The following is a 21,559-nucleotide window of genomic DNA, read 5'->3' as shown; positions in this document are numbered from 1 at the left end:
CGCGGGATTATACAAGATATTTCAACTAGATGCCGATTTTTCTTTTGTATAAAAATCAAGAAATTAAAAATAATCAGTTTTTTTTGAAAAATAAATTCAATTATTTGATTTCAGATAATGATCTTTAAGTTTGAAATCCTTTGATGTCATAAAATTATGACTTTAGAAGTTTTCTTTAAGCAAGTTCAGCATATCTTCAACAGAAAGGTTTGTGGAAGTTTCGTTATCTGACAACAGCTTGTCGGCAAGATCTCGTTTATGTTGATGTAAAGCCACTATCTTTTCTTCAATGGTGTTTTGCGTGATTAACCTATAAATGGTGACGGGCCGCTTTTGCCCCATTCTATGGGCCCGGTCCGAAGCCTGCTCTTCTACCGCAGGGTTCCACCATGGATCCATATGAATCACATAATCTGCAGCGGTTAAGTTTAAACCAGAACCTCCTGCTTTCAGGCTAATTAAAAATACTTCACCGTCTCCACTTTGAAAGGCATTGACCCGTTTCTGGCGTTCCTTTTGTGGAGTTGCACCATCTAAGTATTGATAACTAAACCCCTTGTTCTCAATATGCTGCTTGATTAGTTGTAAATGTCCTACAAACTGGCTGAAAACTAACGCTTTGTGATTATTGAGCCTAAGCTCTTCTAGTAACTCATCAAGAGCCGCAAGTTTAGCACTGGGTAGATTGGTTTCTGCCATGATGAGTTTGGGATTACAGCATGCTTGGCGCAGCTTCATGAGTTCAGCAAGCATTTTTATCCGCTGATTGCCTACATGAGGTGGTTGACTGTCTTGGCTGATATTGTCGATTGCGTTGAGTCTTAAGGCTTCATAAAACGTCTGTTCTTTTTCACTCATTTTTACTTGAATATTAATTTCGGTGCGGGGGGGTAACTCGGTTAATACCTGGCTTTTCATGCGCCGCAAAATGAAAGGCTGAATTAAAGCTTTTAGTCCCAGACTAGCTTTTCTAGCGGCTAACTTATCTTCTTTGGCATTCTCTATGGGCAGCGAAAAGCGCTCACCAAAACGTTTAACATTGCCAAGTAGCCCAGGGTTAATAAAACGAAATAAACTCCACAATTCGGTTAAGTCGTTTTCAATTGGGGTGCCTGTGGTGATCATTTTAAAATCACCTTTTAGGGCAAAAGCGGCTTTACTACGTTTAGTCAAAGGGTTTTTCAGCGCTTGGGCTTCATCAGCAATGATGCTGTGCCATTGCACGTGTTTAAGTATGTCGCTTTCTCTTTGCAATAGACCATAACTAATGATGACACAGTCAAAAGGAGCTAGGTTGCTTAATAAAGTTTCACGTTGGATGGTACTGGTGGCATCTGAAAATAGCTTTATATTTAGAGTCGGCGCAAACTTTAAGGCTTCTTGTTGCCAGTTAAAACAGACAGATGTCGGGGCAATTACTAAACTTGCCCCTTGGCTCGCACGAGACAAAAGTACCGCTAATGCTTGCAAGGTTTTTCCTAGCCCCATATCATCGGCTAGGCAGGCTCCTGCGCCCCAATGGGCTAGGCGTGAAGCCCAATCATATCCCTCTAATTGATAATCTCGTAGCTTTGCGTGAAAGGTTGATGGAATTTTAGGTTGAATTTCATTAGCTTGATGCATCTTTTGGGTTTGTTGTTCCCACGCATGAATGGTTTTCATGCGCATACCCTTTGTGGCTTCTTCTATTTGCAAACTAGCCAATGGATGAAATTTACCTTGGTCTGTAACTTGATTGATTTGCTCTAATTTATGGCGTAAGTCTTCGGAAAGAGCGAGTATTTGCTCGCTGCCAAGCTCAATAAAACGGCCGTTGCTGGTGCCTACTAGTTCTAATAGTTTGCGTACTTCAATAACCTGTTCGTCATTTATTTGTAAATTACCGCTTATATCAAACCACTCACTTTTCTTACCAAAAGATAGCTGTAAATGGGCACTATCTAAGGTTTTAGTTAAGTTTATTTTTTTGCCTTTTGGCCAGCGTAGAATTAAATCAAAGGTGTTTTCAGTGATAGCGGTTTCAAGCTGCTCAAGTATGGCCAAGGCTTGCTGTAAGTCCTCTTCAATTAGAATGTTGCCCGGCATATTTAAAAAAGCAGGACAAGCTTGGTCTAGCAGATCCAATAAAACTTCTTCTCGCAGTAAGTCTCTTTGGGTGGCGACACGTTTTCCATTTAACTCAGTTGTAAGGCTAGCGCTACCAATAGCCGGTTTGTATACAGGCCCTTGTTCTCCAAATGGCATGACAACACAGGTAAAGGTTAAGCCTTGTTGTGTTGGTTCAATGTTGACGATTAGATTCGGGTCGCATTCTTGATTATCTAGCCCTGTATCTAACTCTGTTATGTTTGATTGAATATTTAAAAACGGGGCGATGGCAGATATACCGTCTAATGCTTTTTGTTTGGCACTAAGTGGAATTAACAATCCCGCTTCACCTATTATTTTGGCTACTCTTATGTGTTCTGGGGCAAAAACAGTGAGTTGATATGAGGTATTCGATAGTGACGTGAGGCTATACACACTTTGCTGTTCGTCTGCATCAATATCCACCGAAATATCGGCAACACTTAAACAAAGTTCATCACCTTGCTGGCTCACCAATAATTCTGGCTCTTTCTTATAAAGCTCAATAGCTTGGGTTAAATTGCCTGCTTTGTATAAGTTTTCTATTCCCACAGCCGCTTCTAAAGCTGCTGCGCCTTGCAAAAAGTATTCTACTTTTGAGTAATATCCCCAACTCTGATAGGCGGCAATCGCCTTACAAATTTTTTTGTCGCTGTCGGTTAGGTAATCAAACTTTTCTGGCTCTTCTTTTAAGCGCTTTAATGCAACTACTCGGCCTTTGCTCCAGCCAGACTTATTTAACTTTTGTTCTCGGGCGACTAGGTGATCTTCATAATCTTCTACTAATTCCCAAATTAAGCGAATTGGTTTTGCCGAGGCTTGCTCTTTGGGCTCTGTGTGAGTGTCTGCTGCAGAGTTAAGGGCGATAAGTTGGTCTAAGGCCACATCCCACTGGGCTTTCACTTTAATAACAGTGGCAATATTCAATAGTCTTGATTCAGGATCTGGGAATGTTTTCTCTTTACTCGCTCCATTAAAACTCTCAGCTAGTTGCTGACATAAGTTGGCAAATAAGGGGTAAGTTAATTGGTTAAATTTAGCTTGATGCGTTAGGGCTAATTTCTCAAACTGAGGATCTTGAATCTGATTGCACCAAACATTTGCTAGTAAGTAGTTTAAATAATTTAGCTGGTGGCAGAAAAAATCTACGCTCTCATCAATACAATGATATTTAACATTAATATTGTATTTTTCAGCTGTAGACAAACATCGAATTGGCCTAATTAAATTTGGCCCTAAGTTCGCAAAATCACTATCAGCTTTTCGGTCGCTTTCTTCATTTTCTATTTGTTGCAATGCCATTGCATAGTAATTGGCATCTTCTTGGTTTCCCTGAATCATTAGTGCGAGTTTATAGAAATACCCTAATACCTCGCCCAAATACTGTTTCTTTCGTTTAGTAACCTTATTTTTAGCAGCTAGGGCTTGCTCAAAGTAATTTACGGCTTGTTGATTGTTACCCGTTAAAAAGCAATAAGCTCCGTGGAGTTGCAGGGCGTAACTAGTGCTATTGTGTGTGCTAAGTAAGTTTTTTAAATCAGTAAAACGCAGCTGATATAAATATTGCTCGGCGAGTAAATAAAGACATTCTGGATTTTGAGTTTGTTTATTTTCACTAGAGTGTGCTCTGCATACTTGTTCTAAAAGCTGTATAGGGTATTCGCAACTTTTCCCTTCTTTTTGGAAAAACCTAAATAGACTAGCAAAAGCTTGGTATTGAATGCTGGCTGGTAACTCTAAAAAAATTTCTAGATCAAAGGGTAAGAACAGCGTTTCTAGTAAAACATTGTTTTTACGATGGTTAATAATTTGCGGGTTCTTATTAAACTGCAACGCTTTTTCAACAAGCGATATTTTCCCTAAAAAATAGAAATCGCGGATAACTCTTTGTTCGTCAATATTCTTTGTTTGCCAACTTAGACTACTAAGCACGGGCACAACTTGCTCCGCAGCCATTATAATTTCTTCTACCTTTTGCTTGGCTGTTAACTCATATTTGCAAGGTAATAATTCAATTTTAGTGGTTAGGGGATTTGCCAGCAGCTTGTTGACCAGAATGCCATTTTTATTGGATACCAAAAGTTCTAGTTGTATTAGCTGTTGCTTTTTCTTGGGAGATAAGCGGTAACTGCTTTTTACTTCAGGTAAAAAGTCACTTCTATACAGTATGTCTATGACTTGCTCTAACTTATTGATACCAATTGGTTTGTAGATCACGGAAAGGATAATTAACACACTTCTTTCTGCATCACTTAGCCTTAAAAATGAGCGGTACAAGCTATCAATTAGCTGGTGAGTTTGTGGTTGAATCAAAGAAGCAAGAGACATCTAATTGCCATTTATTAAGAACGTTTTGTTAAAAATGATTTTTCACAATCACCTAATTCAAAATGCTAAAGCAGTTGCTAATGGTAATGTGTAGTCTTATATATAGTGAGCCTTAACTCATTGGCATAACTCGGTTACGTCCAAGGTTTTTAGCTTTATAAAGCTGCTTGTCAGCTTTTTCAATAAGGGCGAGTGGATTCATGCCCTTTAGTAACTCACCAATTCCTATGGAAGCTGAAATATCACCTACTACCTGACCTGTGCGTTTGTCCTTTACTGTAATTTTCTCAATAGCCTTTCTCATTGATTCAGCAATACTTTTGGCTTTTGAAAAGTTACTATTGGGAATAATAACTGCAAATTCTTCTCCTCCAAAACGAAAGGCCTGAGCGCCATCTCGGCAACTAGCTTGTAGCTTTTTAGCTGTGGCTTTTAATACTAAGTCGCCCATAACATGGCCATAGGTATCATTAATTTTTTTAAAGTAATCTAGGTCAACTATGAGTAGAAATAAATTTGGATTCATTGATTGGGCCGCGAGATCTTCGTCGAAAAAACGTCTATTACATAGGCCTGTTAATGCATCATAAAGTGCATCTTGCTGGCTTTTCTCTAACTGAGCCCGCAAGGCAATGATTTCATTCTGTGCGTCATTCAAAGATGCATTAAAACTAATGGTGCTGCGCCTGATATTTTGAGTGTCTCTTACTAAGTTGCGTACTAAGGCCATGGCTTCCTCTATGGATAAGCCTTCTTTTTCTACTCTTGCTAAGTCATCGATGCAAGAGTCCATGTTTTCTTTAAAACTGGTGGTTTCTGTTCGCGTATCTTGGAGAGACTGGGATAGTTCAAGCAACATGGCTTCAACAGATTGCCTTAGCTCCCATGCTGATGTTTCTTCTTGTTCGGCTACAAAGTTTCGATATAACTCTTTTGATTTGGTTTTAGAAAGAGGAAGTTTGTTATCTAAAGCATGGTCAATGGCGTGACTTAATTCTGGTACCTCGTTTGATGCATAGGTGTACCAAAGTGCGTAATTAGTAGGTACAGCAGACACTTTATGCTTTAACATTAAAGGTATAGTTTGCTTTAGTGTCTCGAAAGACTTTTCAAAATTTTTATCAGCCATTATAGGATCTCATTATGCCTAACTAAGTATCTAATCATGTAAACGTAATTAGATTATATTATTAGTCGATAACCGTATATTTAAAATTACATTATCGAATTAGTGACTAGGTGCTTTATTTACTCACTATCTTCAAGGATTATACATGAAGTTGATTCTCTATTTGGGATTTGTGATAGCTGCTATTTGCTCTTCTGCTTTTAGTTTTGCCCAAGAAATTATGGAAGAGCCACTAGAAGCATTGCCTTCTCACTGGTCACAAATGCGCATCGAAGAACCTGTATTTGGCGGCCAAGTATATGTAGTTGAAACGGGCGTAAAACACAAATATACGATTGTCTTGGTTCATGGCTTAGGTTACAACGGACTGCGGGATTGGATGGATGTTATCCCCCATTTAGAAACTAATTATCATGTTGTTGCGCTTGACTTGCCAGGTTTTGGAGAATCTGACCCCACGTCGCTGCAAGTCGCGCCACAAAAATACGCACAGTTATTAAAGTGGCTAATTCCGCAATTTTCTAAAGATAAAGTTATCTTAGTCGGACACTCTATGGGAGGCGCAATTGTTTTGCGCTTTGCTTCTGAATTTCCACAGCAGCTGCATACACTCGTTATGATAGATACAGCCGGGGTCTTAAATCGATCTGTCTTCGTTAGGCATATGGCTCAATTGCCTAACCGCTATGATTGGCTTGCTAAGTATCAGAACCAATTCGGATTTATTGACTCGGCCGTGACAAAAGTGAGTCGGTTTCTTAATAAAATTAGCAGAGACGTATTAACCCAACTAGATCAGTTACCGGATCCAACCTTAATCTTAATGGGGAACGAACTTGCACAACAATATGTATATAAGGACCGTCCTACTCTTAATGCTGCAATAGGATTAATCAATGAAGATTTTTCTGAGGCTATAGATAATTTTCACGTACCAACTCACATTATATGGGGAGAGTTGGATAGAGTTGCCCCCCTTAGAACGGGTAAGTTGTTGGCATCTCAACTAGCTAATGCAGAACTTCATATTATAGAAGGAGCGGGCCATGTTCCTATGAAAGAGAGCACAGAACAATTTATAGAGCAATTAGATTTAGCATTGCTGCACTCACCTAAAATCAATAACCCATTGGAGCTTAGCTCTGCAAATACTATGCACCTTGAGGATTTGATTTGTACAGGAACAGAAAACGGAGTTTTTAGTGGCCATTACGCTAAGGTTGTCATCAAAGGGTGCCAGTATATAACGCTGGAAAATTTAACTGCCCAAAGTATTTCTATTGAACAATCTGAAGTTGCACTAACTAATATTCAAATTGCCTCTGATAATGTAGCGCTAAATGTAAAACAATCATATGTTACTGTGACGAATGCAGTCTTAGAGGGTGCTACTGCATTAAAAATTGAAAAAAGTACCTTTGATGGCGCTGGTGTTAGCTTTAATGGGTCGCATGAGCCAATAGATGTGGTAGCGGACTCGCTATTGTATCTGTCGGTAAGCCGTCAACAAAAAGCTGGTCAGGTGCAGTTTTTACATGGTGTATCTCAGGGAAACCAGTTCAAGCTCAGGTAAACGCATCTCACCCACATCTCGGCGTTTCAAGTATTGCTTTTGTGTGGTTTGCCCCATAGTATTTATCAAAGAGCCAAACTAATAGAAAGTATTTATTAGTTATGTTTTAAGACCCCCTATACGACCAAGGACTAAAAATGAAAAAGACCATTGCTGTTATGTTAAGTGTTAGCCTATTAAGCTCTGTTGCTGTAATAGCACAGCCTGCTAAATCAGCTAAACAAGCTGCCGGAGCCATTGAAGCAAGACAAGCTATTTTTAAACTTGTAAAAAGTAACGTAGGTATACTTGGTGCGATGAATAAAGGAGCAGTACCTTTTGATGCTGAGATCTTACAAACTAATTCAAAGCGCTTAGAGCAACTATCCTTGATGATTGAAGATTATTTTGCTTTAGATACCACCAAGTTTGACGTGAAAACAGAAGCTTTGGATGATATTTGGAAAAATAAAGCGGATTATAAAGAAAAAATTAATGCACTAACGGCTGCATCAGTGGAATTAAATAAAGTCGCCACTGCTGGAGATGAAGGCAAATATAAATCTGCTATTGGCGGAATTTTTAAAACGTGTAAAGGTTGTCACGATAGTTACAAAGCTGACTAATTAGTTGAATCTAGATATAAAAAACCGCTTTTAAAAAGCGGTTTTTTTATATCTATCAAACTATATTAATAGTAATAATCTACTTCAACAACAGGTGGGTTGATGGCTACTAACCAATATACAAAAGTCGCTACGAGCATTGCTATTATTGCTGCCAATAATAACCGAGAGCTTGGGATGGCTTCTATAGATTTCACTTCTTTTTTACCGCTAAACATTGGGCTGATAAGGTCATGTTTTAATATAAAGCGATAATAAAAAATTGCTAACAAATGCACCACAATCAAGGCAAGTAGCGCATTGAAAATATTGTGATGTAACCACATCATGTAACCTTTTATAGCGTCGCTGGCACTGGCGTAATAAGGCCCTTCGTTAATAATGTCGTCAGTGATAAATAATCCACTAGTAGCTTGTAAACCCACTAACAGCAACACTGCTGGTAACATCCAGCCGCCCACAGAGTTATGTCCTACTGTGGGAGTATGTTCTTTTGTTGTGAGACTCTTTAGGTATGCGAGCATAGATTTAGGGCCTGCCATAAAGTTACTAAATCTCGCGTAGGTAGTGCCAACAATGCCCCAAATAAGCCTAAATATTATTAGTCCTAATGTGAAGTAGCCTATGTAAAAATGGATGTCGGTGGCATCTTCTAGTATTTCAACAGTGAACCACTGGGCAAAAATACATATCACTAATAACCAGTGGAACAAGCGAACCGGAAGATCCCAAACTAAAAATTTTTGCATTAGTAATCCTCTTATCAAAAAAGTGTCTGAATAAAATCGACTTAATATATTCATTACGTGAAATAATTAGATAATATTTCGTCGCTCTATGTAATACGTAGAGCGGTTATTTAAAAAATAATCCTAATGTACCCAATGATACTTATGAGCTTTTTCATGCATCGCTTGTGTTGTGGCTTCAGGCATAAACAGCTGATTATCATGCTCGAAGAAAAAGTCTTCTCTGACTTTTTTACTACCCACCTCATTCATGGTTGCTGAATCATAAACACGGCCATTGATTACGGTATAAGTAACATATTCACTGCGGCGTATATCAGTAAGTACATCACCATCAATAACCATTAAATCAGCCAGCTTACCTATTTCAATACTTCCTACTTGTTGGTTCATGCCTAAGTGGGTAGCCCCATCAATGGTGCCAGCACGTAATGCTTCCCAAGGTGTGAACCCTCCTTGCTCCATTATCCATAACTCCCAATGAGCGGCTAACCCTTCACGTTGGCCGTGAGCGCCAATATGTACGCTTACACCTTTATCTCGAAGAGCTTTAGCGTATTCAGCTACGGCGTAGTGGTTGTATTGATTTTCTGGTGCGGTGGGACGTCTTATTGAGCGTCGGTCTACTAAAAAGCTTGGGGTGTAACGCATTAAACGTTCATTCTTCCAGACTTCGGTTTTATCATAAAAGTATTCTTCTCCCATCATGCCACCGTAAGACACCACAAAAGTCGGGGTGTAGCCGAATTTTGTGGCTGACCATAGTTCGGTTAAGTCGTCATAACCTTTCGCAATAGGAAGTGAATGCTCAAGTCCAGTATGGCCGTCTACTAGCATAGAGATATTCTGTTGAAATTTACCACCGCCTTCTGGCACTACCATCATGCTTAGTGCTTTAGCTGCCGCGAGGACTTGCTGTCTAGTGTCACGTCTAGGTTGGTTATAACTCTTAACTGAAATAGCGCCAGTATCTTTTAATCTCTGTATATGAAACAAAGCATCGTCGTAACTATTAATAATCGCTTTATAACCTAAAGCTTCAGCGCCATATAAAATAGTGCCAGTGGAATAAATACGAGGGGCAACAATTTTTCCTGCTTTTTGTAACTCTGCTGCAGAGAATATTTCTGTAGTATCATTTGATGGATCATGAATACTGGTGACTCCAAAGGATAAAGCAGAATACATACTCCAATTTTGCTGCGGGATAATTTCATTACTACCTTGGGAGCCATGGGCGTGAGTATCAATTAGACCTGGCAGTATTGTTTGGCCTTTAGTGCTTATCATTAAGGTACCATCTGGGATTGCAACCTCTCCATTTTTACCAATTTTTTCGATTTTATTATCTTTAATAAGTACCACACCATTTTTAATGACTTCTTGTTCATTATCGGCATTACGCATGGTGACAATAGTACCGCCTACAAATGCCTTATAACCAGAAGGCTTATCTGTGGTTTGATCAAATGATAAATCGACACCTTCGGTTACAGGCTCAGGTAAAGGTTTAGTGCTACTAGTTATAAATTCAAAGGTGTCTTTTAAGTCCCGTTCATAAAATGTTGCACCATGGTACCAACTGACACTTTGACTATTAGCGCTCCAAGTTAAAAATTCACCGGCTTTACTGGATATCTGTTTTACAGGTAATGATGACATTTTAGGGCCAATACTGACCCGTTTTCCGGTATCGACAAAAGGAGCTATGTAGGCGTTATATTGATATACGAAAGCAACCCATTTTTTATCATGGGATAGTCTATATTCCGCTATCTTGTCTGCACCATATAAATGTTGGCGCTTATCTTCACCTTTTAGATCTACACTAATTAGCTGGGTTTCCGAGTAACTAGAACCAGCCACTGGGGTAGTCATGTAAACTCGTTTATTATCGCCTGCAAAGTGGGGAGCTGCCCCTGACTTAGCAATACGAAGAGTATCTCCTGACTTTAGATTGCTGACATATATTCCAGGCTCAGTTGAGTATTCAGGGCTTAATAAATAGCCACCTGTTACTTTTTTATAGACAAGTAGTTTTCCATCCGTTGAAAAACTTGGCTCGATGTAATGACCAGGCACTTTAGTGATGGCTTTGCCTTTTCCACCTCTGGCTTTAACTATGCTTACTGAGCCTAAATCTTGGTCGTTCCAGGTGGTGTAAACAATGTTTTTTCCATCGTTTGAGTATCTTGGATAAAGTTCGTCATGGTTATTTTGTTTAGTTAGGCGCTTTGTTTTTCCAGACTTAATATCTTTTACATAAAGCTTGCCCAAGGCCTGGAACAAAATAGATTTTCCATTTGGTGACTTTTGAGCCCAGCGAGTCATTTTTATGGGGAAGGAGTCTGGAGCTACATCTACATCTACCCTAAGGGCATCTGCATATTGCAATTCAGTTTTTACCGATACCGGGATGGTCTTTAAAGACTGGTTTTTCAGGGATAGCTGGTGGAATTTACCAGCAGTCCAAAATACTAAGTTTTTAGAGTCAGAAGTCCAGTCAAAATAGGCAAAATAGCCTTCTGAACCAAAGCCTTCTTGCATGTCGCGCTCCAGATCTAAATAAACTGCTTTTTCTAGACCAGTACTGAGGTTTTTAACAAAGAGTGCTGTTTTGTTTTTAACCCTACGAATAAAGGCTAAGTGTTTCCCATCGGGCGATGGAGTAGGGACTATAGAGCCGCCAGTTCCACTTACAAATCTTTCTTCTTCACCTGTGGCTAATTCATAACGGGTGATGGCAAAAATACCTTTTAATGGATCACGATTATAGCTAAAGGTGCTACCACCACTTACATCTTGGGTAAAATATAGATATTTCCCATCTGGTGAGAAAGCTGGGTCTGCGATATTTTTTTGATCCTTTTTACCATTAACTCGTTTTTTAATGGCTAAGCCATCTCCACCTGCATGATGGTATAGCCAAATTTCTCCTGCTGGAATACTACGGCTAGACATAATACCTTTACTAACCGCTATGTATTGTCCGTCTGGACTCCATTTCGGTGAGTGGATGAGATTGTATTTTTCTGTACTTACTTGTTTTAAATTAGTGCCGTCTAAATTCATCACCCACAGATTAGATAATCCACCACGGTCAGAGATAAATGCGATTTTTTTGCCGTCTGGACTAACCGCTGGGTGTATATTCCATGCAAAGTCTTGGGTGAGGGCTTTGGCATCGCCACCTGCAGAGTCAACAATAAAAATATCCCCCAACATGTCGAAAACTATATGTTTATCATCTGGGGTAATGTCTAAACTTGACCATGTTGTTTCGTCTGTATTAATAGATACCGTGGATAAATCTAAAGGTGGGGAAAGCACATCCCACTCTTTTTTACTTTCAGTTTGTTTATCTTCAGCAAAAGTTGCAAATGACAGGCTGAGCAAGTTACACAAGCCGGCAGCAATGAATAGCTTTTTAGTCTTAGCTAACATGGTAGTTTCCCTGGTATTTTTGTAATCTATTTTGTTGTAGCTAAGCGCTACTTATATTCAGATTAACATGCTTGTGACTATTCGAATACTTTGCCGAGTCGTCATAAATAAGCAGTTACATATTAGGTTCATAGTGGATAACTTTAGAGTATCAGTCGCTAGTATTAATGGCCACCACCGCTGATGATTTGAACTTGGGCAATATCGGTGTCACCTTTTAAAACTTTTAGGATCCCGTCTTGGGTCAGTGTGCGCATACCGTCTTTCATGGCTTGTGCTTTCATTTCATGAACTGAGCCTTCTTTATAAATTAGGCCTCTGAGTTCACCTGTCATTGCAAGTAGTTCATGCACACCGGTTCTGCCTCGGTATCCGGTATCTCCGCACTCATCACAGCCTTTACCTCGATATAACATCAAAGACTCAGTAAGATTTAACTCCTCAAGGTACTCTTCTCCATATTGGCGCTTAATGAAGGCGAGATCTGTATCACTTGCAGGATATTTTTCTTTGCAATTTGGACAGATTGTTCTGATAAGCCTTTGGGCCAATATCCCAACACAGGCATCAGAAAAGTTAACTGGGTCTAATCCTAGATCCAATAAACGGGAAATAGTTTCTGGGGCTGAGTTGGTATGTAATGTTGAGAATACCAAGTGACCAGTAAGTGAGGCTTCAATACCCGCATGTGCCGTTTCTTTATCCCGCATTTCACCAATTAGTATTACATCTGGATCCGCCCGTAAGAATGCTCTTAAGGCATTAGCAAAGGTGAATCCAATTTTGGCGCTAACTTGGACTTGTTGTAGTCCAGGCTGGGTTATTTCTACGGGATCTTCAGCTGTCCATATTTTACGCTCTGGTGTATTGATATGTCCTAATACAGCATGGAGTGTTGTGGTTTTACCTGAACCCGTAGGACCAACCACCAACATGATGCCGTGGGGCTTTTTAACTAACTCTAGAATCTTCTCATGGTTTTTAGGAGATAAGTTTAGTTTGCTCATGGGCAGGGCGCCGCCAGCGGCCAAAATCCGCATAACTACACCTTCACCGGCAACGGTAGGAATTGTCGCTACACGTACTTCTATTAGTTGCCCGGACATTCGAAAAGCTAACTTACCATCTTGGGGGACACGCTTTTCTGCTATGTTCAAATTCGACATGATTTTAATACGAGCTATTACCGCACTATGGTGTGAGGCAGGTACTTGTGTTACATCACGGCATACACCGTCGATTCTCATTCTAACTCGTGTAGGAGCATTCTTTTCTGGATCAACATGGATATCTGAAGCATTTAAACGTTTTGCGTCGTGTAATACTCGGCTTACTAAACGTACTACCGCCGGAGCATCGTCAGACATTTCATCTGATTGTTCATCTACTTCGTCTGCGGTAGTGCCAATCTCATCGAGAATTTCATCCATGGCCCCTGGGCCTGAACCCCCGCCAGATGCTTCACCTAAATACTGAAGAATAAAGTTTGGCAAACTAACTGAAATTTCGTAGCTATCAATACCTAGGGCACTTTCAATTTCCATCAACAATGTTGCATTGTTGGGTTCTGCCATTAGTACTATTGGATTGTCATTAATATCTGAGAGTACAGCCACAAAATTGCGCTTTAAATAAGACAGGTTTAGCTTACTATCGCTTTGAAACAGGTGATATTTGTCAGGTAGATAGGGTAAAAAAGGCACTTGATAATGTACCGATAATGCATTTCCTAAATTCTCTTCAGGAATTCGGTGTTCTGACATTAAGCGTTGTACTAACTGTCTATTATCGTGACTACTATCTTGTAGTTTCTTTAATTCTTTCTCTGAAATTAGGTTACGGTGAACTAAATAATCAAAAGGCTGGCTAGTGCCACCTAGTTCATATCGGAACTTTTTCCCCATGATTTCGGCAATAGCATTGGCTAAGGCTAAATCTTGAGATGAAAACCCTGTTTCTTTCTTATTGATGACTTGCATGACACCCATCAAGACACCTGAATCCAGTATGGGAATACAAATAATATTGCGGGTTTTGAAGGTAGAACCTTTATCGAATTTATCCGCAAACTTTAGTCGTTTATGAATGTTGGCAAGTTCTTCTTTGTCGTAAGGGTCATTTATAACAAGCGGTAATTGACTTAATGCTACGTACCCTGCGATAGACATAGGACTGATTGGAACTTTTATTTCTCGAGTTTCTTTACCTGTTTTATACCGAGCTACTAAATCTTGATGTTGACGTCTACGCTGAAAAATACTCATTCTTTCAGCTTGAAAAAGATTCAGCAAGAAGGGTTCTAGCTTGTGATATGCATCCATTAGAGATGGATAAGTAGCAAGTAGCTGGTTTATTCTATCGAGATGATTTTGATTGACGTCAGAATTCATTATTTTTTGTTAAACTACTGTTATTACTGACTACTATAACTGACGCAGGGGTAACCGCAAATAGGTTTTATTACTACGACTTTTGCATTTCGATTTATACCCTCCTATTTTACCTCTATTAAAGAAGTACTAAAATAGCCCCGATTTTGCCTATACCCATGGTTTTGAAGTTTGTTAAACAAGCTTAAGAATCGTAATAGTGTCTACTTATTGACTGTCAAATCATCTATATACAAAGGAATTAAGAGAGCATATCTATCACCTTAAACCCATAGCAGGCAAAAACAAATGAGCCACTTAAAGGGTATTAAAAATTAATGCGATTAGAAAATATACATTTAATTCAAATTGTGACTTGCATTAGGCTAAGGACTAAGTATAATTCGCGCCCACTTGTCCTAGAGACGGTGAAAGTTGGTAGTAACTAAAGTATAACTTTGTTTCAAAGCACGTTAGTTCATTATAGGCCAACAGAAAAAAACAGAGCCCCAATTGTGGGTTAATAGTTTACACGCATCCTCCTACCAAATATTAAATGGTGGTGTGGATGATTTTTTTTTGTTCTTTCGATTGGAGCTTAATCGATGCCAAATCAAAGAATTCGTATTCGTTTGAAAGCGTTTGATCACAAGTTGATCGATCAGTCTACGGCTGAAATCGTTGAAACTGCGAAGCGTACAGGTGCTCAGGTTAGCGGTCCTATTCCACTACCTACACGTAAAGAGCGTTACACAGTACTTACTTCTCCTCACGTAAATAAAGATGCACGTGATCAGTATGAAATTCGTACACATAAGCGTTTGGTGGATATCATTGAGCCTACTGATAAAACAGTAGATGCATTAATGAGATTGGACTTGGCTGCCGGTGTTGATGTTCAAATCAGCCTGGGCTAACAAGAGAGGTTTTTAACATGGCGATTGGAATAATCGGTCGTAAAGTAGGTATGACTCGCATCTTCACTGAAGATGGTGTGTCTATTCCTGTGACTGTTATTGAAGCCACTCCTAATCGTGTTACTCAGTTACGTACTGAAGAAACCGATGGGTATAAAGCGCTTCAAGTCACCGCTGGTGAGAAAAAAGCTAACCGCGTAAATAAAGCAGCAGCAGGTCATTTTGCTAAAGCTGGCGTGGAAGCAGGCCGCGGTTTATGGGAATTCCGTTTAGACGACAACGAAGGTGAAGGTATTGAAGTAGGCAGTGAAATCACTGTTGAAATCTTTAACGACACTAAATTAGTTGACGTTGTAGGAACTTCTAAAGGTAAAGGTTTTGCTGGTGCAATTAAGCGTCACAACTTTAGCCACCAACGTAACACACATGGTAACTCATTGTCGCATCGTGCACCTGGTTCGATTGGTCAAAACCAATCACCTGGTAAAGTTTTCAAAGGTAAGAAAATGGCCGGTCAGATGGGTAACAAGCGTGCAACAGTGCAGTCTTTGGACGTAGTACGAGTTGACACTGAGAACAACCTTTTATTAGTAAAAGGTACGGTTCCTGGTGCAGCTGGTGGCGATGTCATTATCAAAGCTGCTGTCAAAGCGTAACGTCTGAGGAGTTAAGTGATGGAATTAGTATTGAAAGACGCGCAAAGCGCTCTTGAAGTATCCGAAGCAACCTTTGGACGTGATTTTAACGAAGCTCTAGTACATCAAGTAGTAGTAGCATTCGGTGCAGGAGCTCGTCAGGGTTCTAAAGCACAAAAAACACGCTCTGAAGTACGTGGTGGTGGTGCTAAGCCTTGGCGTCAAAAAGGAACAGGTCGTGCCCGTGCTGGTACAATCCGTAGTCCTATCTGGCGTTCTGGTGGTGTAACATTTGCTGCTAAGCCGCAGGATCACAGCCAAAAGGTTAACAAAAAGATGTACCGTGGTGCGATACAAAGCATCCTTTCTGAATTGGTACGTCAAGAACGTTTAATCGTGGTTGAAAAATTTGCAGTTGAAGCACCGAAAACTAAAGAATTAATTTCTAAGTTAGACGCGCTTGAACTTAAAGATGTACTTATTGTGACATCAGAAGTTGATGAGAACTTGTTCTTATCAGCACGCAACTTATATAAAGTTGACGTTCGTGATGTTCAGGGTATTGACCCAGTAAGTCTTATTGCATTCGAAAAAGTATTGATGACTGCTGATGCAGTTAAACAATTAGAGGAGTCGCTAGCATGATAAATGAAGAGCGTCTACTTAAGGTGTTATTAGCACCACATGTTTCTGAAAAAGCAACGCTATCTGCTGAAGTAAACAACACAGTTGTTTTGAAAGTAGTCAAAGATGCGAACAAAGAAGAAATCAAAGCAGCAGTTGAAAAATTGTTTGAAGTTGAAGTTGATTCTGTTCGTACCCTAAACGTTAAGGGTAAAACCAAGCGTCACGGTGCATCTTTCGGTAAGCGTAAAGACTGGAAAAAAGCCTACGTTGTGCTTAAAGAAGGTCAAGACATCGACTTTGCTGGCAGCGAAGGTTAAGAAGGGGATTAGATATGCCATTATTGAAAGCTAAGCCGACTTCTCCTGGTCGTCGTCACGTAGTTCAGGTAACCAACCCTGATCTACACAAAGGCGCTCCATATGCTCCTTTGCTTGAAAAGAACAGCAAATCGGGTGGCCGTAACAACAATGGTCGCATTACCGTGCGTCACATTGGTGGTGGTCACAAGCATCATTATCGTGTTATCGATTTTAAACGTAACAAAGATGGCATTCCAGCCAAAATTGAGCGTTTAGAATACGATCCAAACCGTTCTGCAAACATCTGCTTAGTTTTATATGCAGATGGTGAACGTCGTTATATTTTAGCGCCTAAAGGGGCTAAAGCTGGCGATGCTATCCAGTCTGGTTCTGATGCACCGATTAAATCAGGTAATACTTTACCAATGCGTAACATTCCAGTAGGTACTACGGTACACGCTATTGAAATGAAGCCTGGTAAAGGTGCTCAAATTGCTCGTTCTGCAGGTGCTTACGCACAGATATTAGCGCGTGCCGAAGGTTATGTAACTCTTCGTCTACGTTCTGGTGAAGTACGTAAAGTATTGGCAGATTGCCGTGCCACCATTGGTGAAATCGGTAATGCAGAACACATGCTACGTTCACTTGGTAAAGCCGGTGCGAACAGATGGCGCGGTATCCGCCCAACTGTACGTGGTGTTGCCATGAACCCAGTAGATCACCCACACGGTGGTGGTGAAGGTCGTACCTCTGGTGGCCGTCATCCAGTATCACCTTGGGGCGTACCTACTAAGGGTAAGAAAACACGTAGTAACAAGCGTACTGATAAATTAATCGTACGTCGTCGTAATAAGTAACAGCGAGGATTCACCATGCCACGTTCTCTCAAGAAGGGTCCATTTATAGACCTACACTTGCTGAAGAAGGTCGAGGCTGCAGTGGAGAAAGGCGAGAAAAAACCAATCAAAACTTGGTCTCGCCGCTCTATGATCATCCCAGATATGATTGGGTTGACCATTGCAGTCCATAACGGTCGCCAACACGTTCCTGTATTTGTCAGTGACGAAATGGTCGGCCACAAATTGGGCGAATTTGCTCCAACGCGTACTTACCGTGGCCATGTCGCGGATAAGAAAGCCAAGAGATAGGAAATAGATTATGGAAGCTTTTGCTAAACATCGTCATGCTCGTACCTCTGCTCAAAAGGCACGCTTGGTAGCAGATCAAATTCGTGGTTTACACGTTGAAAAAGCACTTGAAGTTCTGGCTTACAGCCCGAAAAAAGGTGCGGATCTAGTCAAAAAAGTACTAGAGTCAGCGATTGCGAACGCCGAACATAACGAAGGTGCAGATATTGACGAATTGACAGTATCTAAAATCTTTGTTGACGAAGGTCCAACTATGAAGCGTATCAAGACTCGAGCGAAAGGTCGTGCTGATCGTATTTTTAAGCGTAGCAGTCACATCACTGTTGTTGTGTCTGATAACTAGGAGAAGATAATGGGACAGAAGGTACATCCTACAGGTATACGCCTGGGTATCAGCAAACCATGGACATCTACCTGGTACGCTAATACTGCAGATTATGCAGATAACTTGTTTAATGATCATCAGGTTCGTCAGTTCCTGACTAAGGCTCTTAAGAGTGCTTCACTATCAAAGATCGTTATCGAACGTCCAGCGAAAAGTATTCGTGTGACTATTCACACTGCTCGCCCTGGTGTTGTTATCGGTAAGAAAGGTGAAGACGTAGAGAAGCTACGTAAGCATGTATCTAAGCTAGCCGGTGTGCCAGCTCAGATTAACATTGCTGAAGTACGCAAGCCTGAATTAGACGGTCAACTTGTTGCAGATAGCATCGCTAACCAATTAGAGCGTCGTGTAATGTTCCGTCGCGCTATGAAGCGAGCGGTACAAAATGCAATGCGAATTGGCGCTAAAGGTATCAAAGTTGAAGTAAGTGGTCGTTTAGGCGGCGCTGAAATTGCTCGTTCAGAGTGGTATCGTGAAGGACGTGTGCCATTGCATACATTCCGTGCAGATATTGACTATGCAACATCAGAAGCAGCAACTCAATACGGTATCATTGGCGTAAAAGTATGGATCTTCAAAGGTGAAGTATTAGGTGGCATGCCACTTACTCATGAGCAGCCTGCTGCCGCACCGAAGAAGAAGGGCCGTGCTCCTAAGCGTGAGGGATAATTATGTTACAACCTAAACGTATGAAGTTCCGTAAAATGCACAAAGGTCGTAACCGTGGCTTTGCCGCTGGTAGCGACGTTAGTTTTGGTACTTACGGGTTAAAAGCAATTGGACGTGGTCGTATGACTGCTCGTCAAATTGAAGCTGCTCGTCGTGCTATGACTCGTGCAGTTAAACGTCAAGGTAAAATCTGGATACGCGTTTTCCCTGATAAGCCAATTACTGAGAAGCCTCTAGAAGTGCGTCAAGGTAAAGGTAAGGGTAACGTTGAATATTGGGTATGCCAAATTCAGCCAGGTCGTGTGCTATATGAAATGGAAGGTGTTCCAGAAGAAGTAGCTCGCGAAGCCTTTGAATTGGCAGCATCTAAATTGCCATTTAAAACTACTTTTGTAACTCGGACGGTGATGTAATGAAAGCCACAGAACTGAAAGAAAAAAGCGTAGAAGAATTGAATGCAGAGCTATTAAACTTGCTTCGCGAACAATTCAACTTGCGTATGCAAGCGAGCACAGGTCAGCTTGAAAAAACTGACGGTCTTCGTAAAGTGCGTCGCAGTATCGCGCGTGTTAAAACCATTCTGACTGAAAAGGCTGCTGCATAATGACTGAAAAAACAGTTCGTACAGTACAAGGTCGTGTGGTCAGCAACAAAATGGATAAGTCCATAACTGTTGCGGTAGAACGTAAAGTGAAGCACCCGATTTATGGGAAATTCATTAAACGTACTACTAAGCTACATGCTCATGATGAGACTAACCAATGTAACGAAGGTGACGTAGTAACAGTACGTGAATGTCGTCCTTTGTCTAAATCCAAAAACTGGATGTTAGTTGACGTTGTAACTAAAGCTTAATCGTTTTAGTTTTAAATATGAAAGGCGCTTACCGCAAGGTAAGCGCCTTTTTTGTTTGGTTACGTATAAAGAAAGCTTTAATTATTAGTTAAATACGAATATATCCCTCTGAAATGTGCAAACAATGTAGAGGTTGCTGCTATTCCCCCTTCTTAATGAACCTTTTACCTATTTACTATTCTGAGCACAAGATTCAACTTTTTGTGTTTAAGGATATAGATGTCACTTTTTAAAAATAAAATTCTTCGTTTTGCCGCTTTTGCTTTACCAGTTGTTTTATATGGATGCTCTTTAGAAGAGGAAGAAGATAGTAGCGGTACAGGATACTATCAGTTTGTAAATTTAGCGCCTCAATCACCTGCTATAGAGTTTGTCGTAGATGACTCTACATTAGATGAGCTTGATTATGCAGAGGCCACAGATTATGAAAACGTTAGTACTGGTAGCTACGATATAGAATTTAATCAAATATTACCTAATTCAGAAGAAGATAATTTTATTGATGATGAAACCCTGCACGTTGATAAGAAAAAGCTACATTCTTTTATACTTTACGGAGCTGCATCTAGTCCTAGCTCGTTTGAAATAGAAATGGATATTTCTGATGTATATGATGACGACTTTGAAGACGACTTCGGGATGATACAGTTTGTTAATCTGACTAATACTGCTGAGACAGTGGACATGTATTTAATTGAAGCTGATGACAATTTACTGAATAAAACTGTTGATTATACTCTTGCTCAAGCGAACTCTAGTGGTGATGCAGAAGTAACGGAGGGTGATTATAAGATTGTTTTTACTGAATCTGGAACAGACACTATTCTTGCTCAAAAAAATGACATTGAGATAGATGAAGGTGATGCTACATCTTTTATTCTTGTCAGTTATGAAGTAGCAGGAAGTTCTGATGTTCGCTACAAGATTATAGAGTTAAGTGACAGTGGTGCCAGAACGTTAACCAATGAAGCTGAAGATGCTCATATAAGAGTTGCTAACGGTATCAGTAATACGTCGGGCATATCGGTCGCTACAGGTGATAGCACTAATGTTATTGAAACATATATAGGGCTTGGAGCTATATCTTACGATATTGAAGTTACCCCAAGTGTTTCTGATGAAGCCGAATCAACTACTGTTTATGTGCTAAATAGTGAAGATGACACTGAGTTAGAGGAAGCAACCTTTAATGTATATGCCGATGATCAAATTTTATTGCTAAGTGCCGGTGATGCAACTACAACAGTTTCTTTAAATGAAACGGATGAAGATTTACGTATTATTGAAACCCACGGTAAAATCCTATTTTCCCACGCAATATATTCTGAAAGTGATGAGTCTTTAGAAATTGTTATTGTTGAACAGGGAGGTGATCCGGATTCATATGATGCTGAATTGTCTGTGAGTTATTTAGAGTCAGAAAGTTATGAAATAGAAGCGGGTAGTTATGATATTTATATATATGACTCAAGTGATGAATTGTTATTAGATTATACCATTTATGACTTACAAGAAGGTGGGGTAGTTAACCTGATTACTACAGATTTTGATTACGGTGGATCCCCTTATCAAATAACTGAGTATGTAAACTAGCCTTACGTTTACCTCTGACTATATTAAAAGGCGCTATCGTAAGATAAGCGCCTTTTTTAGTTTAATTGTCTCATCCTGAAATACGTTGACATAAAGAGGACTTCTTT

The 21,559-nt window shown here is 40.1% G+C and carries 19 protein-coding genes; 14 read left to right on the top strand and 5 right to left on the bottom strand.

The genetic code is table 11. The features are described from left to right. Positions 1 to 162 precede the first annotated feature (162 nt). Together EOK74_RS20100 and EOK74_RS20095 are read right to left on the bottom strand one after the other, a co-directional pair. Positions 163 to 4,455 carry a DEAD/DEAH box helicase gene (locus EOK74_RS20100; RefSeq protein WP_133471909.1) on the bottom strand — a complete coding sequence of 1,431 codons (4,293 nt, stop codon included), beginning with the start codon at positions 4,453 to 4,455 and terminating at the stop codon, positions 163 to 165. A gap of 112 nt (positions 4,456 to 4,567) precedes the next feature. Further along, the gene (locus tag EOK74_RS20095; RefSeq protein WP_133471908.1) at positions 4,568 to 5,584 is read right to left on the bottom strand and encodes a GGDEF domain-containing protein; all 1,017 of its coding nucleotides are present in this window, start codon (positions 5,582 to 5,584) and stop codon (positions 4,568 to 4,570) included. Between the two features lie 145 nt (positions 5,585 to 5,729). On the opposite strand from EOK74_RS20095, the gene EOK74_RS20090 reads away from it, so the two are divergent. Next, the gene (locus tag EOK74_RS20090) at positions 5,730 to 7,157 is read left to right on the top strand and encodes an alpha/beta fold hydrolase (RefSeq protein ID WP_133471907.1); all 1,428 of its coding nucleotides are present in this window, start codon (positions 5,730 to 5,732) and stop codon (positions 7,155 to 7,157) included. 137 nt (positions 7,158 to 7,294) lie between these two features. After that, positions 7,295 to 7,762: a c-type cytochrome gene (locus EOK74_RS20085; RefSeq protein WP_133471906.1), complete on the top strand. Its 468-nt coding sequence runs from the start codon at positions 7,295 to 7,297 to the stop codon at positions 7,760 to 7,762. A 65-nt stretch (positions 7,763 to 7,827) separates the two neighbouring features. On the opposite strand, the gene EOK74_RS20080 is transcribed toward EOK74_RS20085, so the two are convergent. From EOK74_RS20080 to EOK74_RS20070, 3 genes are all read right to left on the bottom strand, one after another. Continuing rightward, positions 7,828 to 8,511 carry a cytochrome b/b6 domain-containing protein gene (locus EOK74_RS20080; RefSeq protein WP_133471905.1) on the bottom strand — a complete coding sequence of 228 codons (684 nt, stop codon included), beginning with the start codon at positions 8,509 to 8,511 and terminating at the stop codon, positions 7,828 to 7,830. A gap of 123 nt (positions 8,512 to 8,634) precedes the next feature. Then, the gene (locus EOK74_RS20075; RefSeq protein WP_133471904.1) at positions 8,635 to 11,955 is read right to left on the bottom strand and encodes an amidohydrolase family protein; all 3,321 of its coding nucleotides are present in this window, start codon (positions 11,953 to 11,955) and stop codon (positions 8,635 to 8,637) included. A 164-nt stretch (positions 11,956 to 12,119) separates the two neighbouring features. Then, positions 12,120 to 14,276 (bottom strand): ATPase, T2SS/T4P/T4SS family, encoded by a 2,157-nt coding sequence (locus tag EOK74_RS20070; RefSeq protein WP_133471918.1) that lies wholly within the window; start codon positions 14,274 to 14,276, stop codon positions 12,120 to 12,122. A 653-nt stretch (positions 14,277 to 14,929) separates the two neighbouring features. Between EOK74_RS20070 and rpsJ the strand changes: the two genes are divergently transcribed. From rpsJ to EOK74_RS20010, 12 genes are all read left to right on the top strand, one after another. Then, the gene (rpsJ, locus tag EOK74_RS20065; protein ID WP_006012796.1) at positions 14,930 to 15,241 is read left to right on the top strand and encodes a 30S ribosomal protein S10; all 312 of its coding nucleotides are present in this window, start codon (positions 14,930 to 14,932) and stop codon (positions 15,239 to 15,241) included. 17 nt (positions 15,242 to 15,258) lie between these two features. Next, on the top strand, positions 15,259 to 15,897 hold the full coding sequence (gene rplC, locus EOK74_RS20060; protein ID WP_133471903.1) for a 50S ribosomal protein L3: 639 nt from the start codon (positions 15,259 to 15,261) through the stop codon (positions 15,895 to 15,897). 18 nt (positions 15,898 to 15,915) lie between these two features. Continuing rightward, complete coding sequence (rplD, locus tag EOK74_RS20055; protein WP_133471902.1) at positions 15,916 to 16,521, top strand: 50S ribosomal protein L4; 606 nt, start codon at positions 15,916 to 15,918, stop codon at positions 16,519 to 16,521. Next, on the top strand, positions 16,518 to 16,820 hold the full coding sequence (gene rplW, locus EOK74_RS20050) for a 50S ribosomal protein L23 (RefSeq protein ID WP_133471901.1): 303 nt from the start codon (positions 16,518 to 16,520) through the stop codon (positions 16,818 to 16,820). Before rplD ends, rplW begins: the two co-directional genes overlap by 4 nt. Before the next feature lie 14 nt (positions 16,821 to 16,834). Further along, positions 16,835 to 17,659 carry a 50S ribosomal protein L2 gene (rplB, locus tag EOK74_RS20045; protein WP_133471900.1) on the top strand — a complete coding sequence of 275 codons (825 nt, stop codon included), beginning with the start codon at positions 16,835 to 16,837 and terminating at the stop codon, positions 17,657 to 17,659. A 15-nt stretch (positions 17,660 to 17,674) separates the two neighbouring features. Next, positions 17,675 to 17,950, top strand: a complete 276-nt coding sequence (gene rpsS / locus EOK74_RS20040) for a 30S ribosomal protein S19 (protein WP_014107406.1) — start codon at positions 17,675 to 17,677, stop codon at positions 17,948 to 17,950. A gap of 10 nt (positions 17,951 to 17,960) precedes the next feature. Continuing rightward, positions 17,961 to 18,293 (top strand): 50S ribosomal protein L22, encoded by a 333-nt coding sequence (rplV, locus tag EOK74_RS20035; RefSeq protein ID WP_133471899.1) that lies wholly within the window; start codon positions 17,961 to 17,963, stop codon positions 18,291 to 18,293. 9 nt (positions 18,294 to 18,302) lie between these two features. Continuing rightward, entirely contained in the window at positions 18,303 to 19,004 is a 702-nt protein-coding gene (rpsC, locus tag EOK74_RS20030) for a 30S ribosomal protein S3 (protein WP_133471898.1), read from the top strand. Between the two features lie 2 nt (positions 19,005 to 19,006). Continuing rightward, positions 19,007 to 19,417 carry a 50S ribosomal protein L16 gene (rplP, locus tag EOK74_RS20025; RefSeq protein WP_133471897.1) on the top strand — a complete coding sequence of 137 codons (411 nt, stop codon included), beginning with the start codon at positions 19,007 to 19,009 and terminating at the stop codon, positions 19,415 to 19,417. Then, complete coding sequence (gene rpmC / locus EOK74_RS20020; protein ID WP_133471896.1) at positions 19,417 to 19,608, top strand: 50S ribosomal protein L29; 192 nt, start codon at positions 19,417 to 19,419, stop codon at positions 19,606 to 19,608. Before rplP ends, rpmC begins: the two co-directional genes overlap by 1 nt. Then, positions 19,608 to 19,859 carry a 30S ribosomal protein S17 gene (rpsQ, locus tag EOK74_RS20015; RefSeq protein WP_133471895.1) on the top strand — a complete coding sequence of 84 codons (252 nt, stop codon included), beginning with the start codon at positions 19,608 to 19,610 and terminating at the stop codon, positions 19,857 to 19,859. Before rpmC ends, rpsQ begins: the two co-directional genes overlap by 1 nt. A 219-nt stretch (positions 19,860 to 20,078) precedes the next feature. Continuing rightward, positions 20,079 to 21,452 carry a DUF4397 domain-containing protein gene (locus EOK74_RS20010; RefSeq protein WP_133471894.1) on the top strand — a complete coding sequence of 458 codons (1,374 nt, stop codon included), beginning with the start codon at positions 20,079 to 20,081 and terminating at the stop codon, positions 21,450 to 21,452. The last annotated feature ends 107 nt before the right edge of the window (positions 21,453 to 21,559 follow it).

It is taken from the genome of Paraglaciecola marina, from assembly GCF_004360155.1.
Taxonomy (GTDB): Bacteria; Pseudomonadota; Gammaproteobacteria; order Enterobacterales; family Alteromonadaceae; genus Paraglaciecola; species Paraglaciecola marina.
Note: the sequence above shows the minus strand (reverse complement) of the source record. Positions and strands in the feature narration are given on the sequence as shown.

Bases quoted from the DNA above. Each gene is read 5' to 3' on its own strand.
- EOK74_RS20100 (WP_133471909.1), bottom strand. From the start codon at position 4,455: ATGTCTCTTGCTTCTTTGATTCAACCACAAACTCACCAGCTAATTGAT.
- EOK74_RS20095 (WP_133471908.1), bottom strand. From the start codon at position 5,584: ATGGCTGATAAAAATTTTGAAAAGTCTTTCGAGACACTAAAGCAAACT.
- EOK74_RS20090 (WP_133471907.1), top strand. From the start codon at position 5,730: ATGAAGTTGATTCTCTATTTGGGATTTGTGATAGCTGCTATTTGCTCT.
- EOK74_RS20085 (WP_133471906.1), top strand. From the start codon at position 7,295: ATGAAAAAGACCATTGCTGTTATGTTAAGTGTTAGCCTATTAAGCTCT.
- EOK74_RS20080 (WP_133471905.1), bottom strand. From the start codon at position 8,511: ATGCAAAAATTTTTAGTTTGGGATCTTCCGGTTCGCTTGTTCCACTGG.
- EOK74_RS20075 (WP_133471904.1), bottom strand. From the start codon at position 11,955: ATGTTAGCTAAGACTAAAAAGCTATTCATTGCTGCCGGCTTGTGTAAC.
- EOK74_RS20070 (WP_133471918.1), bottom strand. From the start codon at position 14,276: ATGGATGCATATCACAAGCTAGAACCCTTCTTGCTGAATCTTTTTCAA.
- rpsJ (WP_006012796.1), top strand. From the start codon at position 14,930: ATGCCAAATCAAAGAATTCGTATTCGTTTGAAAGCGTTTGATCACAAG.
- rplC (WP_133471903.1), top strand. From the start codon at position 15,259: ATGGCGATTGGAATAATCGGTCGTAAAGTAGGTATGACTCGCATCTTC.
- rplD (WP_133471902.1), top strand. From the start codon at position 15,916: ATGGAATTAGTATTGAAAGACGCGCAAAGCGCTCTTGAAGTATCCGAA.
- rplW (WP_133471901.1), top strand. From the start codon at position 16,518: ATGATAAATGAAGAGCGTCTACTTAAGGTGTTATTAGCACCACATGTT.
- rplB (WP_133471900.1), top strand. From the start codon at position 16,835: ATGCCATTATTGAAAGCTAAGCCGACTTCTCCTGGTCGTCGTCACGTA.
- rpsS (WP_014107406.1), top strand. From the start codon at position 17,675: ATGCCACGTTCTCTCAAGAAGGGTCCATTTATAGACCTACACTTGCTG.
- rplV (WP_133471899.1), top strand. From the start codon at position 17,961: ATGGAAGCTTTTGCTAAACATCGTCATGCTCGTACCTCTGCTCAAAAG.
- rpsC (WP_133471898.1), top strand. From the start codon at position 18,303: ATGGGACAGAAGGTACATCCTACAGGTATACGCCTGGGTATCAGCAAA.
- rplP (WP_133471897.1), top strand. From the start codon at position 19,007: ATGTTACAACCTAAACGTATGAAGTTCCGTAAAATGCACAAAGGTCGT.
- rpmC (WP_133471896.1), top strand. From the start codon at position 19,417: ATGAAAGCCACAGAACTGAAAGAAAAAAGCGTAGAAGAATTGAATGCA.
- rpsQ (WP_133471895.1), top strand. From the start codon at position 19,608: ATGACTGAAAAAACAGTTCGTACAGTACAAGGTCGTGTGGTCAGCAAC.
- EOK74_RS20010 (WP_133471894.1), top strand. From the start codon at position 20,079: ATGTCACTTTTTAAAAATAAAATTCTTCGTTTTGCCGCTTTTGCTTTA.